The sequence below is a fragment of the Lacisediminihabitans changchengi genome, assembly GCF_016634425.1.
GTDB lineage: Bacteria > Actinomycetota > Actinomycetes > Actinomycetales > Microbacteriaceae > Lacisediminihabitans > Lacisediminihabitans changchengi.
Genome location: NZ_JAEPES010000001.1, coordinates 853,211 through 869,869, shown reverse-complemented (window position 1 = coordinate 869,869; position 16,659 = coordinate 853,211). Strand labels below are relative to the sequence as shown.

General features: G+C 68.8%; 15 protein-coding genes and 1 pseudogene. 3 read left to right on the top strand and 13 right to left on the bottom strand.

Translation table 11 applies throughout. The features are described from left to right. Positions 1 to 31: 31 nt before the first annotated feature. The 8 genes and pseudogenes from IV501_RS04115 to fdhD form a co-directional block, all read right to left on the bottom strand. Positions 32 to 697: a Trp biosynthesis-associated membrane protein gene (locus tag IV501_RS04115; RefSeq protein WP_200555102.1), complete on the bottom strand. Its 666-nt coding sequence runs from the start codon at positions 695 to 697 to the stop codon at positions 32 to 34. Continuing rightward, entirely contained in the window at positions 694 to 2,217 is a 1,524-nt protein-coding gene (locus IV501_RS04110) for an anthranilate synthase component I (RefSeq protein WP_200555101.1), read from the bottom strand. The genes IV501_RS04115 and IV501_RS04110 overlap by 4 nt, the downstream gene beginning before the upstream one ends. A gap of 111 nt (positions 2,218 to 2,328) precedes the next feature. Continuing rightward, positions 2,329 to 2,682 (bottom strand): annotated as a pseudogene (gene hisI / locus IV501_RS04105) (phosphoribosyl-AMP cyclohydrolase); the annotation flags it as partial. A gap of 2 nt (positions 2,683 to 2,684) precedes the next feature. Continuing rightward, entirely contained in the window at positions 2,685 to 3,446 is a 762-nt protein-coding gene (gene hisF / locus IV501_RS04100) for an imidazole glycerol phosphate synthase subunit HisF (protein ID WP_200555099.1), read from the bottom strand. A 2-nt stretch (positions 3,447 to 3,448) separates the two neighbouring features. Then, complete coding sequence (gene hisG / locus IV501_RS04095; RefSeq protein ID WP_200555098.1) at positions 3,449 to 4,303, bottom strand: ATP phosphoribosyltransferase; 855 nt, start codon at positions 4,301 to 4,303, stop codon at positions 3,449 to 3,451. 52 nt (positions 4,304 to 4,355) lie between these two features. Beyond that, a complete protein-coding gene (locus IV501_RS04090; RefSeq protein ID WP_200555097.1) occupies positions 4,356 to 4,619 on the bottom strand; it encodes a phosphoribosyl-ATP diphosphatase in 264 nt (87 codons plus the stop codon). A 902-nt stretch (positions 4,620 to 5,521) separates the two neighbouring features. Then, positions 5,522 to 7,867: an FdhF/YdeP family oxidoreductase gene (locus IV501_RS04085; protein WP_200555096.1), complete on the bottom strand. Its 2,346-nt coding sequence runs from the start codon at positions 7,865 to 7,867 to the stop codon at positions 5,522 to 5,524. Then, entirely contained in the window at positions 7,864 to 8,835 is a 972-nt protein-coding gene (fdhD, locus tag IV501_RS04080) for a formate dehydrogenase accessory sulfurtransferase FdhD (protein WP_200555095.1), read from the bottom strand. Before fdhD ends, IV501_RS04085 begins: the two co-directional genes overlap by 4 nt. 85 nt (positions 8,836 to 8,920) lie before the next feature. Between fdhD and mobA the strand changes: the two genes are divergently transcribed. From mobA to IV501_RS04065, 3 genes are read left to right on the top strand one after another with little or no spacing between them, the layout of a single operon-like run. Next, positions 8,921 to 9,460, top strand: a complete 540-nt coding sequence (mobA, locus tag IV501_RS04075; RefSeq protein WP_200555094.1) for a molybdenum cofactor guanylyltransferase — start codon at positions 8,921 to 8,923, stop codon at positions 9,458 to 9,460. Then, positions 9,457 to 9,726 (top strand): DUF6457 domain-containing protein, encoded by a 270-nt coding sequence (locus IV501_RS04070; RefSeq protein ID WP_307812170.1) that lies wholly within the window; start codon positions 9,457 to 9,459, stop codon positions 9,724 to 9,726. Before mobA ends, IV501_RS04070 begins: the two co-directional genes overlap by 4 nt. Further along, on the top strand, positions 9,723 to 10,889 hold the full coding sequence (locus tag IV501_RS04065) for a molybdopterin molybdotransferase MoeA (protein WP_200555093.1): 1,167 nt from the start codon (positions 9,723 to 9,725) through the stop codon (positions 10,887 to 10,889). The genes IV501_RS04070 and IV501_RS04065 overlap by 4 nt, the downstream gene beginning before the upstream one ends. 12 nt (positions 10,890 to 10,901) lie before the next feature. On the opposite strand, the gene IV501_RS04060 is transcribed toward IV501_RS04065, so the two are convergent. The 5 genes from IV501_RS04060 to IV501_RS04040 form a co-directional block, all read right to left on the bottom strand. Continuing rightward, a complete protein-coding gene (locus IV501_RS04060) occupies positions 10,902 to 11,276 on the bottom strand; it encodes an FKBP-type peptidyl-prolyl cis-trans isomerase (RefSeq protein WP_200555092.1) in 375 nt (124 codons plus the stop codon). Positions 11,277 to 11,456: 180 nt separating this feature from the next. Continuing rightward, positions 11,457 to 12,122, bottom strand: coding sequence for a ribulose-phosphate 3-epimerase (gene rpe, locus IV501_RS04055; protein WP_200555091.1), 666 nt, complete (start codon positions 12,120 to 12,122; stop codon positions 11,457 to 11,459). Between the two features lie 41 nt (positions 12,123 to 12,163). Beyond that, positions 12,164 to 13,570: an RsmB/NOP family class I SAM-dependent RNA methyltransferase gene (locus IV501_RS04050; RefSeq protein WP_307812197.1), complete on the bottom strand. Its 1,407-nt coding sequence runs from the start codon at positions 13,568 to 13,570 to the stop codon at positions 12,164 to 12,166. A 23-nt stretch (positions 13,571 to 13,593) separates the two neighbouring features. Further along, positions 13,594 to 14,523 carry a methionyl-tRNA formyltransferase gene (fmt, locus tag IV501_RS04045; protein ID WP_200555090.1) on the bottom strand — a complete coding sequence of 310 codons (930 nt, stop codon included), beginning with the start codon at positions 14,521 to 14,523 and terminating at the stop codon, positions 13,594 to 13,596. Positions 14,524 to 14,625: 102 nt separating this feature from the next. Next, complete coding sequence (locus IV501_RS04040; RefSeq protein WP_200555089.1) at positions 14,626 to 16,653, bottom strand: primosomal protein N' family DNA-binding protein; 2,028 nt, start codon at positions 16,651 to 16,653, stop codon at positions 14,626 to 14,628. Positions 16,654 to 16,659 lie beyond the last annotated feature (6 nt).

Sequence of the window (16,659 nt, the reverse complement as noted above, 5' to 3'; positions counted from 1 at the left end):
TTTTCTCCTTCGTGCTTGGTCGGTAGAAAGTCTAGCGTGACGACGGATCGTCGCTCGTCGGGGCGGCCCCGGCTGGGCCATCCGGCGTCGGGTCGTTCCAGGCCGCATCGTCACCGGTCGGATCGGTACCGTCGCTCAGGCTGTCCCAGTCGGCTGCGGGGTTCTCCCCCGGCTTCTGCGCCTCGAGCCGCACGGTCTGGTACTTGCGCGACGATGCCGGCCAGAGGCGGCCGGTGATCAACAGAAAGACCCCGAGCAGAGTGACCAGCGCACCGACGACGATGGTGACCGCGGGCCATGCCGTCACGGTGACGCTGCGCACCAGAGCCGCCACCGGTGCGGCCCCGCTCACCCCGGTCGCCCCCGTGATGAGTGACGCGGATGCCGCGATCGGATCGCGCAGGGCGGACACGGCCGACAGCACGACGGTGATGCCGAGCAGGGTCTGCACGGCCCCCAGCACGTAGCGGATGAGGGGTCCGGCGATCGCGAGCGCGCCGACCAGCGCGAGACCGGCAAGCGCGAGGGTGACCAGGGCGGGAGCCGCGACATCCCCCGCAGCACTCAGGTGACTCTGGGTGGCGGCATTGCCGTCGATGGTGAGAGCGAACCACTGGCCGGTCCAGGTGAGGATGGTCAGACCGCTCAGCACCACGCCGGCGAGCATGGTGAACGACTTGAGTCTGCGCGGGGTCATGACCCGACCCGCTTCATCGCGTTGGCCACGGCCACCGCGCGCAGGGGCGCCGCCGCCTTGTTCTGGGTCTCCTGGTGCTCGGAGAGGGGGTCGGAGTCGGCGACGAGCCCTGCCCCGGCCTGCACTCGGGCGACCCCGCGGGCAATCGTCGTCGTGCGGATGGCGATGGCGAGGTCGAGGTCGCCAGCGAAGCCGAAGTAGCCAACCACTCCCCCGTAGAGTCCGCGCTGGGCGACCTCCAACTCGTCGATGATCTCCAGCGCCCGCGGCTTCGGCGCGCCCGACAGGGTGCCGGCAGGGAAGGTCGCGCGAAACACGTCGATCGAGTTGGCATCGGGCCGGAGGTCACCCTCGACCGAGGAGACCAGGTGCATGATGTGGCTGAATCGCTCCACCCGCATGAATTCGGTGACCTCGACCGAACCGGCGACGCAGACCTTGGACAGGTCGTTGCGAGCCAGGTCGACGAGCATCAGGTGCTCTGCGCGCTCTTTCGGGTCACCGAGAAGTTCGTCGCTCAGGGCGAGGTCCTCCTCCGGGTTCTGCCCGCGGGGGCGGGAACCGGCGATCGGATGCATGTAGACGTGGTCGTTCTCGACCTTGACCAGCGCCTCGGGCGAGGAGCCGACAATCCAGTACGGCTCGCCCGCCGCATCTTCCAGCGACAGCAGGTACATGTACGGGCTGGGGTTGAGCGTGCGCAGCACCCGGTAGACGTCGATCGGGTCGGCCGTCGCCTCGTGGTCGAAGCGCTGGGAGATCACGACCTGGAAGACGTCGCCGTCGCGGATGAAGTCCTTCGAGCGCTCCACCGCCGCCTGGTACTCGGCGGGTAGGATGCGCGGGGTCGGGCTCGGCGCGACGGTGAGGTCGACCTCGGCCAGCCACGCCTCCGACGGTTCGGCCAGGCGACGCTGCATGTCGTCGAGACGGGACTGCGCGCCGGCCCACAGCTGCGCGGCGTCGTCGACCCCGTCGTTGAGGGCGGTGGCGATCAGCAGCACCGCGCCGGTGCGATGATCGAGCACGACCAGCTCGGAGACGAAGCTGAACGCCTGGCCAGGAATGGCGAAGTCGGCCGGAGGGATGTTCGGCAGGCTCTCGATCTGCCGGATCGCCTCCCACCCGATAAACCCGACCAGACCGCCGGTGAGGGGCGGATGTCCGGGCACGTGGGCGGTGCCCCAGCGCTCGTAGAGATGGCCGAGTGCCTCCAGCGGTGCCCGGCTGAAGTCCGTGCCGAGCGCCCTGGCCTCGTCGATGCCGTAGTCGAGCCAGACCGCCTCGCCGTCGACCTGGGTCAAGACGCCGAAACTCGACGCCCCGACGAACGAGTAGCGCGACCAGATGCCGCCCTGCTCCGCCGATTCGAGCAAGAAGGTGCCCGGCGTGCCCTTGGCGAGCTTGCGGAAGATGCCCACCGGGGTCTCCCCGTCGGCGAACAGCTCACGGATCACCGGCACCACACGATGCCCGGCGAGCAGCGAATCGAACTCTTCTCGCGTACTTGTCTCACTCATCTGGTCTCACTCATCGAGTTCGCCGAACGTGGTCTGGTCGATCTCGTTGTCGACGAAGTCCGGAGTCTCGGTGCCGATGTAGCCCGTCTCCGGATGCGAGTCGCTACGGGAATCTCCGATGACCGGCGCCAGCGGATCGACGTCGAAACAGGCGTGCTCACCGGTGTGGCAGGCTGCGCCGATCTGCTCGACCTGCACCAGCAGGGTGTCGGCGTCGCAGTCGAAGGCCGCACTCTTGACGTATTGTCGGTGGCCTGAGGTATCGCCCTTGCGCCAGAACTCCTGCCGGGAGCGCGACCAGAAGGTCACCCGCCCCTCGGTGAGCGTTCGGCGCAGTGCCTCGGCGTTCATATAGCCGAGCATGAGCACCTGCTTCGTCGACTCCTCCTGGATGATCGCCGGCAACAGGCCGTTCTCGTCGAATTTCGCCCGGGTCAGCACGGAGTCGATGTCGGTTGCAGTCATGGTCATCTCACTTCGATTCCGGATGCCATGAGCTCGCGCTTCACATCACCGACGGTCAACTCTCCGTTGTGGAACACCGACGCCGCAAGCACCGCGTCTGCCCCCGCCTCGACCGCCGGCGCGAAATCCCGCACCGAGCCGGCGCCGCCGCTGGCGATCACCGGGACGCGGGAGAGCTCTCGCATCAGCCGCACCAGTTCCAGGTCGAAGCCCTGCTTGGTTCCGTCCGCGTCGATCGAGTTGACGAGCAGCTCGCCCGCCCCACGCTCGATCACCTCCGCGGCCCAGGCCAGGGCATCCAGTTCGGTCTCGCGACGGCCGCCGTGAGTGGTGACCACGAAGCCCGATGGCGCTGCCGCACTGCGCTTGATGTCGAGAGACAGCACGAGCACCTGCGCCCCGAACCGGTCGGCGATCTCGCCCACCAGCTCCGGACGCTGGATGGCGGCGCTATTGACCCCGACCTTGTCCGCGCCGACCGCGAGCAGGCGGGCGACATCGTCACTCGACCGCACGCCGCCGCCGACGGTGAGCGGGATGAAGACCTGCTCGGCGGTCGCCCGCACCACGTCATAGGTGGTGGCGCGGTCATCCACCGTCGCCGTCACGTCGAGAAAGGTGATCTCGTCCGCACCCTGCTCGTAGTACTTCGCGGCGAGTTCCACCGGGTCGCCGGCGTCGCGGAGGTTCACAAAGTTGACGCCTTTGACGACACGGCCTGCCGCGACATCCAGGCACGGAATCACGCGGGTGATGACGGCCACGGTCAGATCCTCGCGGCGTGGATCGGGCTGACCAAGATTGCCCGCGCACCCAGGTCGTAGAGGCGGTCCATGATCAGGTTGGTGTCGTCGCTGCGCACCATCACGCGCACGGCCACCCACTGGCTGTCGCGCAGCGGAGAGACGGTCGGGGACTCGAGGCCGGGAGCGATGGCGGAGGCCTGGTCGATGAGGTGCACGGGGAGGTCGTAGTCCATCAGCACGAACTGGCGGGCGACGAGCACGCCCTGCAGGCGGCGCTGCAGGATGGCGAGGCCGGGGTGCTCGGCGCGATTCTGTCCGGCACTGCCGCTGATCAGCACCGCGGACGACTGCAGGATGACCGGGCCGAAGATCTCGAGACCCTGCGCCCGCAGGGTGGAACCGGTCGACACGACGTCGGCCACGGCATCCGCGACCCCGAGCTTCACCGCCGACTCCACCGCGCCGTCGAGCTTCACGAGGTGCGCGGCGACGCCGGCCTTCGCCAGGAAGTCGCCGACGAGACCGGGATAGCTCGTGGCCACCCGGATGCCGTCGAGGTCGGTCAGCTCGCTGAACTGGCCCGGGCGACCGGCGAAACGGAAGGTGGATCCGCCGAAGTCGAGGCTGGCGATCTCCGCCGCGGTCGATCCGGAGTCGAGCAGCAGGTCGCGGCCGGTGATACCGACATCCAGGGCGCCGGAGCCGACGTAGGTGGCGATGTCGCGAGGGCGGAGGTAGAAGAATTCGACGTCGTTGCGCGGGTCGACAACGTTGAGCGCGCGCGGGTCACGACGGCCGGAGTATCCGGCCTCGGCGAGCATCTCAGACGCGGTCTCGCTCAGGGAGCCTTTGTTGGGCACTGCGATGCGGAGCATTGTTCTCTTTCGGTCGGCAGAAGGATGCGGGCGACGGGTCGGAGCTCACCGATCAGAGATGTCGCCAGATGTCCGCCGGGGCGAGCCCCTTCGCGACCATGAGAACCTGCAGGTGATAGACGAGCTGGGAGATCTCCTCGGCGGTCTCGTCGAGCGACTGGTATTCGGCCGCCATCCAGACCTCGGCGGCCTCCTCGACGATCTTTTTGCCGATCGCATGCACGCCGGCGTCGAGCTCCGCGACAGTGCCCGAGCCCTCGGGCCGGGACGCGGCCTTCTCGCTCAGCTCCACAAAGAGGTCGTCGAAGGTCTTCACCCCTCTAGGTTAGTGGCCCGTGCCGGCCGGTTAGCGCGGGACCTCCGCTGGTCGAGTAGCGCACGCTCGCGTACCCAGGCGCGGGACCGCCGCCGGTCGAGTAGCGCACGCGCTCTGGCGCGTCCGCGGATCGAGGCCACTCCGAGTGCTTCCGAAACGACGGAGATACTGCCTCCTCCAGCGAAAACACGGTCATCCGGGACCGTTTCTGCAGAATCTCCGTCATTTCGGGGAGGGAGCCTGCCTGCTGGTGGCCGAATATGCCCTCAGTCGGGGCGCGACGATTGCCTCTGGGGTTTTCTCATGAATCACTCGGCAGATGGTGCAAATGCTGCTGGTCGACGTTGGGTTGATACTCGTCGTAATGCTGATCATCGCGGTGGTTGTCGGGAGCGCGCAAGAACCCCGTCGAGATGCAGCAGATCGAGGAATCCCGTCAGCGGCGAGAGGAGGCTCGGGAGCGCCGCCGATCCGCGACCTGATGGCGGGCCGAGACGTCGGCACTCCGCTCGACGCGACCCGCCGCTGCGGTCAACAGGATGCACCCTCCGGAATTACCGATGTGGTCCTGTTGAGGGGCGGTTGTGCGATCTCATCCTGTTGACTGCCGCTTGAGCAAGGGCGGGTTTAAGCCTTCAGTCGAGGGGTTCGCGTATCGAGGCGCGAGACCATCGCCGGTCGAGTGGCGCACGCGCTCTGGCGCGTCCGCGTATCGAGGCCAGTCTCGGGTGGATTTCGATACGGCTGCTCCTTCGTCGCGGCCTACTCAATCAGCGACCGTCGAGCGCGAAGCCCGGCGACACCCGCCCCGCAGGCAACAGGATGACCCCTCCGGATCTACCGAACTGGTCCTGTTGAGTGACGGTTCCGCCATCTCATCCTGTTGACGGACTCGTCGAGTCTCAGCCGAGGGTGACCGCGCCGTCGGCCGCGGGGACGAGGGCAGCTGCCGGCTCCAGCCTCACGATGACGGCCTTCGACGTGGGGGTGTTGCTACCGATTCCCGCGCTGTCGAGCGGCACGAGGACGTTCGCCTCCGGATAGTAGGCGGCGGCGCAGCCGCGTGCGGTGGCGTACGACACCACGCGGTAGTTGCGCAGCACTCGCTCCGTTCCGTCGTGCCACTCGCCGAAGATGTCGACGCGCTGCCCGTCGGCGAGACCGAGTTCGATGATGTCGTCGGGGTTCACGAAGATCACATCGCGTCCCTTGTGGATACCGCGGTATCTGTCGTTCAGGGCGTAGATCGTGGTGTTGAACTGATCGTGCGAGCGCACCGTCTGCAGGATGAGGCGGCCGGCCGGGCGTTCGAGATGCTCCAGTGCGTTGACCGTCATCATCGCCTTGCCCGTGGCCGTGGTGAAGGTGCGCGAGTCGCGCGGTCCGTTCGGCAGGACGAAGCCGCCCTTGCGTCTCACCTGCCGGTTGAAATCGTTGAAGCCCGGGATGACGCGGCTGATGTGGTCACGGATAACGTCGTAATCGTCCTGGAGGCCCTGCCAGTCGACCGGACCGGCGTCGCCGAGAGTCGCTCGCGCCACCCCGACGATGATCGCCAACTCCGACCGGAGGTTCGTGGACACCGGCGGCACGCTGCCGTGGGTGGCATGAACCGCGCAGACCGTGTCTTCGACCGACAGGAACTGCGGCCCGGACTTCTGCAGGTCGAACTCGGTGCGACCGAGAGTCGGCAGGATGAGGGCGGCGGCTCCGGTCACCGTGTGCGAACGGTTGAGCTTGGTCGACACCTGCACGCTGAGCTCGGTACCGCGCATGGCTGCTTCCGCGGCATCCGTGTCCGAGATCGCGGCCACGAAGTTACCGCCGACCGCCATGAAGACCTTGATCTGCCCACTCTGCATGCCCGCGATGGTCTTGAGAGAGTCAAAGCCGTGATCGCGCGGCGGGTCGAAGCCGAACTCGGCCTGGAGGGCATCGAGAAAGGTAGGCGACATCTGCTCCCAGATGCCCATGGTGCGGTCGCCCTGCACGTTGCTGTGCCCGCGGATCGGGGATGCCCCGGCCCCCTCCTTGCCGATGTTTCCGCGTAGGAACAGCAGGTTCATCAGCTCTTTGAGCGTGGAAACGGAGTTCTTGTGCTGGGTGAGCCCCATGGCCCAGGTGATGATGACCCGGTCGGCCGCGATGTAGCGCTCGGCCAGCTCGTCGATCTGCGCAGACGTGAGCCCGGTCGCGAGCAAGACGTCGGCCTCCTCGACGGCGAGCAGATTGGCCCGGGTCTCCTCAAAGCCAGACACGTGCTTCTGGATGAAATCGTGATCGAGCACCGTGCCGGGATTCGCCTCCTCGGCGAGCAGCACCCGTTTCGACACCGCCTGCATCAGCGCCATGTCCCCGCCCAAACGGATCTGCAGGAACTGGTCGGCGATGGCGGTGCCCTTGCCGATCACACCGCGCACCCGCTGCGGGTTCTTGTAGCGGATCAGCCCGGCCTCCGGCAGCGGATTGACCGCCACAATGCTGGCACCCTTGCACTTCGCGTCCTCCAGCGCGGTCAGCATCCGCGGATGATTGGTGCCGGGGTTCTGACCCATGACGATGATCAGGTCGGTGCGCTCGAAATCGTCGTAGGCGATGGTCGATTTGCCGATGCCGATGACCTCGCCGAGCGCGGTACCGGTGGCCTCGTGGCACATGTTCGAGCAGTCGGGCAGGTTGTTGGTCCCGAAGGCGCGCGCGAACAGCTGGTAGACGAAGGCGGTTTCGTTGGCCGCGCGACCGCTCGTGTAAAAGGCCGCCTCGTCGGGACTGTCGAGGGCTTTCAGGGCATCACCGACGATGGTGAAGGCCTCGTCCCAACTGACCGGCGCATAGTGGGCGGAACCGGCGGGCTTGTAGACGGGCTCCGTGAGCCGCCCCTGCATGCCGAGCCAGTACTCCGACTTGTCGGCCAGGTCACTCACCGAATACTTCTGCCAGAACTCGTGCGGCACCAGCACCGGGGTCGCCTCCCAGGTGACGGCGCGCGCTCCGTTCTCGCAGAACTCGAGGGTCTTGCGCCTGTCGGGGTCGGGCCAGGCGCAACTCATGCAGTCGAAGCCGTCCTTCTGGTTGATGGTCGTCATCAACTTCGCGGTACGAGCGAGCCCCATGCGACGGATGGCAGGCTCCATCGAGTTGAAGATGGCCGGCATCCCGACGGCCCAATCCTCGCGCCGCTCCACCGTGAGTTCCGGGTAGTCGTTCTCCGCGCTGACGGGAGTCTTCTCGGGGCCGTCCGTGCTCATGACGCGTCTGCTTTCTCGAGGATCGGCTGGTTCGCGGTGTCTGCAGGTTCGGATGCATCTGTGCGTTCGGAGGCATCTGTGCGTTCAGAGGCATTTGGGGGTTCAGAGGCATTTGAGGGTTCGGACAGGATGCGCTGGTCGGCCGAGTAGACGACCATCGAGCTGCCGCGCAGGAAGCCGACGACGGTCAATCCCAGCTCACCGGCCAGTTCGACCGCGAGGGACGACGGCGCCGACACCGCCGCCAGAATCGGGATGCCCGCCATCGACGCCTTCTGCGTCAGCTCGAAGCTCGCCCGGCCCGACACCATCAGCACCATGCCGGTGAGCGGCAGCAGATTCTCTTTCAGGGCCCAGCCGACCACCTTGTCGACCGCGTTGTGGCGACCGACGTCTTCGCGCAGCACCAGCATCTCGCCGGTTCGTCCGTCGAACAGGGCCGCGGCGTGAAGTCCCCCGGTCTTCTCGAAGACGTCTTGCCCGGCGCGGAGCCGGTCGGGGAAGGAGGCCATAAGCTCCGCATCGATGGTGAGCGGGTCATCCGCCACCGCGTGCCGAGACAGGGTGCGGACCGCGTCGATGCTGGCCTTGCCGCAGAGCCCACACGAACTGGTGGTGTAGAAGTTGCGCTCCAGGCTCGGGTCGGGTGGCGCGACCCCGAAACCCAGCGTCACATCGAGCACGTTGTAGGTGTTCTCCGGCATCAGGGAATTCTGGCTGTCGACCGTCGCCCCGGCGCAGTAGCGCGCCGCCCCGAAGTCGCTGGCCTGCGCGATGACGCCCTCCGAGACCAGGAAACCGGCGGCCAGGTCGAAATCGTGCCCAGGAGTGCGCATCGTGATCGCGAGTTGTTTGCCGCCGACCCGAATTTCGAGCGGCTCCTCGACCGCGAGCACGTCCTCCCGACGCTTCGGCTCCTGCCCGACAGTTATGCGGGTAACGCGACGTCGAACCGTGATTCTTCCCATCTGTCAGGAGTAACACCGACTGCGCTCCCTGACAACGGCCAAACGATCGTGTCGCGACGCTGGGGCGCGGCCTAGGGTGATGCACATGGAGTTCGATGCGGTGGTGCTCGCCGGCGGCCGGTCGGCCCGGCTCGGCGGCACGGCCAAGGCGCTGCTCGAGATCGCCGGACGGTCACTGCTCGACCTCACCCTCGATGCGGTGACGGATGCGCGGCGCACCGTCGTCGTCGGCGACGTCACCGTGCGCCCCGGCGTTCTGCTCACCCGCGAGAACCCCGCTTTCGGCGGGCCGGTGGCGGCGACCGCCGCCGGACTGGCCCGACTTGCCCCCGGGGCGGAGCACACCCTCGTGCTTGCCTGCGACATGCCGCTGATCGCCACGGTGATCACCGCGCTGCGGGAGGCCGGCGGCGGTATCGCCGTCGACGACGGCCGCGAGCAGTACCTGGCGGCGCTTCTCCCGACCGCTGAGCTGCGAGCCGCCACCGCGGGACCCGTCGACGGCATCGCCATGCGCACAGTGCTGGCGGCGATCGATCCGATTGCCCGGGTCCCCGTCCCCACTGGCAGCACCCGCGACATCGACACCTGGACCGACGCCGAACTGTTTGGAGCACACGCGTGACCGAGAAAGACGATACCGATCAACTGCTCGCTGACTGGTCGGCGACGCTCACCCGGGAGCTCGGCGTCGCCGGGCTCACGATCGACGTAGACGAAGTGCTCGCCCTCGCCGGGGTCGCGGCTCGCGCCGTCGTGCGACCGGCGGCCCCGCTCACCACCTTCGTGGTGGGCTACGCCGCCGGGCTCGCCGCGGCCGCCGGGGTCGAACCAGACCGGGCGGTCCGCGAGGCGATCGCCACCGCCGCGGCCCTCGCGGGCAGGGCATGAGCATCACCCAGCACCACGGCGCCACGACGGGCACGCGAGCCGGATGGCTCGAGGCTCGGGAGGTGGCGTTTGCCGCGGCATCCGTCGTCCCGGTCGAGACCGTTCCGCTCGATGCCGCGGTCGGCCGGATACTGGTCGAGCCCGTCTCCGCATTGCTCGACGTTCCGCACTACGCCTCGTCGGCGATGGACGGCTGGGCGGTTGCCGGAGCGGGGCCGTGGGACATCGTCGAGCGGGCGGCGCTGCGACCGGGCGAGGCGACGGCGATCGTCACGGGCGGCGACATCCCGATCGGTGCCGATGCGGTGGTGCGCAGCGAGATCGCCGAACGGTTCGACGGCAGACTTCACGCCTCGACGCCGACGCGCGGTCACCACATTCGTCCCGCGGGCGAAGAAGCCACGCGCGGCGAGACCGTCATCGCGGCCGGCACCGTGCTCAATCCGGCCCACGTTGCCCTCGCCGCGGGCGCGGGGCACGACACACTGACGGTGCGCGGGGCGGTGACAGTCTCGCTCGCGTTGACCGGTGGCGAAGTGATCACCGCCGGCCTCCCCGCTGCCGGCCAGGTGCGCGACAGCTTCGGCCCGCAGCTGCCCGCCATGCTCCGGATGCTCGGGGCGTCGGTCACCAGCTCGCGGCGGGTCGCCGACACCATCGACGACACCATCGCCGCGCTCTCGCAGCCCGGCGTAGCCCTCGTCATCAGCACGGGGGGCACCGGCAATTCCGCTCGCGATCACCTTCGCACCGCACTGGAGCGACTCGGCGCCGAGATGCTGATCGACGGCATCCGTATGCGTCCGGGCGGGCCGACGCTGCTCGCCCGGCTGCCCGGCGGCTCTCTCGTGCTCGCCCTCCCCGGCAATCCGCTCGCGGCGATGCTCGCACTGCTCACGATCGGCGGTCCGCTGATCGCCGGAATGACCGGCGTGGCGCTGCCCGACCTGGACACGGTGACGCTCGCGGTGGCCGTCGACGGTGTGGCTGGGGGCGCGGTGTTGATGCCGTACCGGCTCGAGAACGGGGCCGCCGTGCCCAACCGGCACCGGGCATCCGGGATGATGCGCGGCCTCGCCGACGCCGCGGGCGTGCTCGTCGTGCCGTCCGATGGCGCGAAGAAGGGCGACCGCGTCACCGCGATCGCCCTTCCGTGGAACTGAGTCTGTTCGGGTCTAGCTGACGCCGAGCAGGTCGATCACGAAGATCAGGGTGCGGCCGGAGAGCTGGTGTCCGCCGCCGGCTTCGCCGTAGGCGAGGGCCGGGGGAACGATCAGCTCGCGGCGGCCGCCGACCTTCATGCCGGGGATGCCCTGCTGCCACCCGGCGATCAGCGCGGCGAGCGGGAAGTCGACGGACTGCCCGCGGCTCCAGGAAGAGTCGAACTCCTCTCCCGACTCGAAGTCGACGCCGAGGTAGTGCACGTCGACGGTGGCGCCGGGGGTCGCCTCGGGGCCGTCGCCGACCTCGAGGTCGATGAGGACGAGCTCGCTGGGGGCATCGCCGTCGTATGGCTCGATCTCTGGCTTGGTCTTGTTGAAGTCACTCATGGTGACAATTCAAGCAGAGTCACGCCTCGTCGTGCCGCGCCCTGTCGCCCCCCCCACTTCCGAAATGAAGGCAATGCTCGCGACACGCCGAACGGCTGCGTCAAAGTGACGGCGTGGCGGAAATTTTTCCTTCATTTCGGAAGGGGCGCCGGGGCGGGGAAGGTCCGTTAGAGAAGGCCGTTAGTGCGTGTGGGCGGCGGCGGCAGCGGCACGCAGCGCGGCGATCTGGCTGGCCGGCTCCCCCACGTTGTAGACGCTCGAACCCGCGACGAAGGTGTCGGCCCCGGCCTCGGCGGCGATGGTGATCGTCTGCTCGGTGATTCCGCCGTCGACCTGCAGCCAGACGTCCAGCCCCGAGGCGGAGACGGCCTCGCGCAGCAAGCCCAGCTTGGGCATGGTGCTCTCCATGAAGCTCTGGCCACCGAAACCCGGCTCCACGGTCATGACCAGCACCTGATCGAACTCGGGCAGCAGTTCAAGATAGGGACGGATGTCCGTTCCCGGCTTCACCGCGATGCCGGCGCGGGCGCCGATCTGGCGCAGTCGGCGGGCGATCGCCACCGGGTCAGCGGCGGCCTCGGCGTGGAAGGTCACCGAGAACGCGCCGACCTCCGCGTAGCCGGGTGCCCAGCGATCCGGGTCGTCGATCATCAGGTGCACGTCGAGCGGCAGAGGCGACACGCGCTGGAGGGACTCGACCATGCGCTGCCCGAAGGTGAGGTTCGGCACGAAGTGGTTGTCCATGATGTCGACGTGCACCAGGTCGGCGGTGGCGATCCGGTCGAGTTCGTGTTCGAGATTGGCGAAATCGGCGGTAAGGATGCTCGGATTGATGCGCGCGGTCATCCCACGATTTTACGGCTGGTCGACCGGGCTGCTCGTCGCGCCTACTCGTCGCGCTGCAGAAGGGCGATGAACATCGCGTCGGTGCCGTGGCGGTGCGGCCAGAGCTGCACGTGACCGTCGTCGCCGTCCCCGAGCGGAAGCGGCGTCTTGGTCACGCCGGACAGGACCTCGACCGCGTCGAGGCGTCGGACATCCGTGCGGTTCTTCAGCACCGAGCCGACGACGGCCCGGGTCTCAGCGAGGTGGGGCGAGCAGGTGACGTAGGCGAGGATGCCGCCCGGCTTCAGCGCGGTGAGTCCCGCCTCGAGCAGCTGGGTCTGCAGCGCGGAGAGGTCTGGCACGTCTTTCGGCTGCTTGCGCCAGCGTGCCTCCGGGCGGCGGCGCAGCGCGCCGAGACCCGTGCATGGCGCGTCGAGCAGGATGCGGTCGAACTGTCCGGCAAGCTGCTCGCCCAGCTCTCGACCGTCTTGCACGAGCACCTGCGGCGGTTCGGGCAGCACCTTCAGGGCATTGCGCACCAGTTGCGCGCGCGCGGGGGTGATCTCATTGGCGACCAGCGTGACGCCACCGAGAGCGGCCTCCGCGGCCAGCAACACCGCCTTGCCGCCCGGACCGGCACAGAGATCAAGCCAGCGCTCGCCCGGCTCGATCGGCCGGGCGCGGCTCAGAGCGAGCGCGGCGAGTTGCGAGCCCTCGTCTTGCACCCGGGCTCGGCCCTCGTGCACCGCGGGAAGCAGTGCGGGATCTCCCCCATCGCTGACCCCGGCGACCGGCGAGTACTTGGACGCCCGCTCGCCCCGGATCTCGGACACCTTCGCGATGCCGGGCAGCGCGACCAGGCTCACCTTCGGAGCGAAGTTATCCGCCTCGAGCAGCGCCTCGAGCTCCTCCTCGCGCCCCTCGGCGGCCAGGGCCTGCCGAAATGCGCGCACGATCCAGACCGGATGCGAGAACTCGAGCGAGAGCCGCTCGTCGTCGGTGCGCGGCGCAGCCATCACTCGAGCGCGCCACTCATCCGGTTCGGAGCGGGTGATGGTGCGGAGCACACCGTTGACGAAGCCCGTGGCGGAGCGTGAGCCGACCTCACGCGCCAGCGACACCGACTCGTCGACGGCGGCATGCGCGGCGACACGCATGGAGAGTAGCTGGTGCACTCCGAGGCGCAACACGTCGAGGATCGCCTCGTCGATCTCGCTGGTCGGGCGTTTCGCCGCCAGCTCGATCACGGCGTCGTAGTAGCCCTGCTGACGCAGCGTTCCGTAGGTCAACTCGGTAGCGAGGGCGGCGTCCTGCGCACCGAGCCGGGCGCGCTCCAGCTTCACCGGGAGCAGCAGGTTGGCATACGCGTCGTCGCGGCGTACCGCGGTGATCACTTCGTACGCGACCCGGCGGGCCGGCTGGATGCGCGCGGGGGCGACGCGATTCTGCTCCGAGCGCGCGGGGCGGATGCGGCCGGAGGGATGCTGGTTGCTCACGATGCCACCGCCGCCGCGCCAGTCGGACGACCACGCCACCAGTCGGTAGCTCCCATCGGCTTCTTACCGGCCGGATGCACGGTGGTCAGCTCGATCGGATCGGAGGCGGTACCCACCAGGAGCACTCCCCCGTCGAGGGCGAAGGCCCCGGGAGCGAGCGGGGCTCGGTCGCGGGCGATGGTGGCCTGGAGCACCTTGAGGCGCTGATCGTCGAGCATCGTGAACGCTCCCGGTTCGGGCGTGACGCCGCGGATGAGACTGTCGACCGCGATCGCGGGCTGCGCCCAGTCGATCCGGCCGTCGTCGAGGGTGAGTTTGGGGGCCAGGGTGACCTCACCGACCTGCGGCTCGGGCCGCGCGTCGCCGTCGGCGATCGCATCGATCACCTGCACCAGCAGTTCAGCGCCAGACAGTGAGAGCGAATCGAGCAGGTGCCCGGCCGTCTCGTGGGCACCGATCGGCTGCCGCAGGTGGCCGTACAGGTCGCCGGCGTCGAGCTCCGGCACCAGCTGGAAGACGGATGCGCCTGTCGTCTCGTCGCCCGCGATGATGGCACGCTGCACCGGGGCCGCCCCGCGCCAGCGCGGCAACAGCGAGAAATGGAGGTTGATCCAGCCCAGGCGCGGCATCGACAGCAACGGCTCACGGACGAGTCCGCCGTACGCGACGATCACCCCGAGGTCGGGCTGCAGGGCGGTGAGCTGTTCGGTCGCGGCACCCGCGAGCCGATTCGCCTTGATGATCGGGAGTGCGAGAGCATCCGCGGCCTCGGCGACAGCGGTCGGGGTTAGCGTGCGCTTGCGCCCCTGCGGCGAATCCTCACGGGTAAGTACTGCGAGCACGTCGTGGCGGCTGGCGGTGAGGGCCTGCAGACTCGGAACCGCGGCGGACGGACTCCCGGCGAAGACGATCTCGAGATCAGACATCGGCGGAGTTCCGGGAGTGGGCGCGGGCGGGCGAAAGGTGCATGGCGTGGTGGATCACAGTCGTTTGGTCGAGCTCAGGTGGTCGAATTCAGGTGGTCGAACTCATTGTTGGTCGAATGGCTCGGTGTCGTCGAACCGCACCTTAAGTGTAGGAGGCACCGGGCGGGGGGCGGCCGCGGTCACCCGCTTGCGCCTGCTCGTGGCGTTGCGAATGACCTCTGCTCGCAGAGCGGATGCCACGGCCGCCCCCTCCGCGTAGTCGAATCGTACGATCGCCCGCTCGCCGCCCGACTCCTTGCCGGGCGTCGGTTGCACTTCCACCGGCCCGAGCACGTCCACCCGCTCGAGCTCGGAGACGATCTCGCTGGCTCGCTGCACGGCGGCGGGGTCACCCGTGATGGTCGCGACGCGCACGGCGGGCGGAAACCGCAGCCGGCGACGATCGTCGAGCTCTGACCGCGCGTATGCCGCGAGCCGCCAGGTGGTGAGGGCCGACGCCAAGGCGCCCCCGACCCCGACCAGCACGGTGGGCGCGCCGGGCGCGGCGAGGGCGATGGCATTGGACCACCAGCGCAGGCAGTCTTCGGCGACGCGCAGGCTCTCGCGGGCGAGCATCCGCTCTCCGTCCAGGAGCAGCACGGCGCGGTAGCCGCCAGCAGCGATCGGTTCGGCTCCGCGGGTAGCGATCACCAGGGCGGGCTCGGCGCCCACGTGGAGGATCGGTCGCTCTCCATCCGCGATCAGCACGCGAACGCCAGGGAAGGCTCGGCCGAGGTCTTCGGCGGTGCGGCCGGCGCCCTGGCCGATGTTGCGCAGGGTGGTGCCTTCGCAGTTGGAGCAGGTCCAGTTCGTGGCCAGTCGGCCGCACCACTGGCAGCCGGGCACCGAGCGGGAGGACTTCAGTCCGAGCGGGCCCTCGCAGAACTCGCACCGCGCGGACTGCGTGCAGTTGGCGCAGGCGAGCCTCGGCGCATAGCCGGGGCGAGCGACCTGCACCAGCACGGGGCCGCGCTCGAGCGCCGCGCGGGCCTCACGCCAGGCGCTGGAGGGGATTCTGGCCTGAGCGGCAAGGCGGTCTTGCGACTGCTGCTGCGCCGTCGGGATCACCTTGGGCAGGTACGAGCGGATCGGGGACATCGATTCGACCCAGCCGATCTCCACCAGGCGCTCGACATCCGTGCTTCTGGCGTGACCGAGAAACAGCAGCGCGGCACCCTGCTGCTCCTGCCGCACCAGAGCGGCGTCGCGGGTATGAATGTAGGGGCTGAGCGGCTCAGAGTGCAGCGGGTCACCGTCATCCCAGATCGCGATGAGCGAGAGACGGGCGGCCGGGGCATAGACGACCGAGCGATTGCCGACGATGACCAGCGGGGTCTCGCCGAGACAGTCGAGTAGCGCGCGATAGCGATCGGGGTTCGCCTGCTTGGCGTCGAGATGGACAATGCGCTCGGCGGGCAGTACGGCGCGAAGTGCCGCAATGAGCTGGTCTTGATCTCGATAGTCGGGAACGGCGAGGATGACCGAGCCCGCCTCGAGCGCGCGCGTCGCGGCGGCCGCGAGGGTCGTCGCCCAGTGCCCCACCCACGCGCCCGGCTGGTCGCCGCTGCGGATCTCGCGGACCAGCGGCAGCGCGTCCATCGCCACACGGCCCCCGGCTGCCACGACGGTGTCGAATCGTGCGGTGTCGTATGCGTCGAGTTCTCGGGGCACGATGGGCACCGGCGCCGACGGGGCTTCCCGGGCCAGCCAGGCCTTCTCGACCCGCACCTGGCGCTTCGGGATGGCGAGGCGCACGACGTCGCTCACACTGCCGGCCGCCCGATCGGCCACCTTGCGCGCCAGCGCCCACACCTCGGGGGTCAGCACCCGCGCCGGGGAGACCACCGCGTCGAGGTCGCTGAGCGTGCCGGAGTAGTCACCGACCTCCGCCAGCTCCACCAGCAGGCCGTCGGCGATGCGCCCGGCCGAGCGCAGCGGAACTCGCACGCGAACGCCAGGAACCGCCTCGGCGACGAGAGCGGGGGGGATCCGGTAGTCGAACAGGCGGTCCAGTTGAGGAAGCGGCGAGTCGATGAGCACGCGCGCCACGGTCTGACGGCCGGAACCGTCGAGCGCGGGCAGATCGCTCATCGGGAT

Excerpts from the sequence above, each read along its gene's own strand:
- rpe (WP_200555091.1), bottom strand. The coding sequence starts at position 12,122 with ATGACCGCGCGCATCAATCCGAGCATCCTTACCGCCGATTTCGCCAAT.
- mobA (WP_200555094.1), top strand. The coding sequence starts at position 8,921 with ATGGAGTTCGATGCGGTGGTGCTCGCCGGCGGCCGGTCGGCCCGGCTC.
- fdhD (WP_200555095.1), bottom strand. The coding sequence starts at position 8,835 with ATGGGAAGAATCACGGTTCGACGTCGCGTTACCCGCATAACTGTCGGG.
- fmt (WP_200555090.1), bottom strand. The coding sequence starts at position 14,523 with ATGTCTGATCTCGAGATCGTCTTCGCCGGGAGTCCGTCCGCCGCGGTT.
- IV501_RS04110 (WP_200555101.1), bottom strand. The coding sequence starts at position 2,217 with ATGAGTGAGACAAGTACGCGAGAAGAGTTCGATTCGCTGCTCGCCGGG.
- IV501_RS04065 (WP_200555093.1), top strand. The coding sequence starts at position 9,723 with ATGAGCATCACCCAGCACCACGGCGCCACGACGGGCACGCGAGCCGGA.
- IV501_RS04060 (WP_200555092.1), bottom strand. The coding sequence starts at position 11,276 with ATGAGTGACTTCAACAAGACCAAGCCAGAGATCGAGCCATACGACGGC.
- hisG (WP_200555098.1), bottom strand. The coding sequence starts at position 4,303 with ATGCTCCGCATCGCAGTGCCCAACAAAGGCTCCCTGAGCGAGACCGCG.
- IV501_RS04115 (WP_200555102.1), bottom strand. The coding sequence starts at position 697 with ATGACCCCGCGCAGACTCAAGTCGTTCACCATGCTCGCCGGCGTGGTG.
- IV501_RS04085 (WP_200555096.1), bottom strand. The coding sequence starts at position 7,867 with ATGAGCACGGACGGCCCCGAGAAGACTCCCGTCAGCGCGGAGAACGAC.
- IV501_RS04040 (WP_200555089.1), bottom strand. The coding sequence starts at position 16,653 with ATGAGCGATCTGCCCGCGCTCGACGGTTCCGGCCGTCAGACCGTGGCG.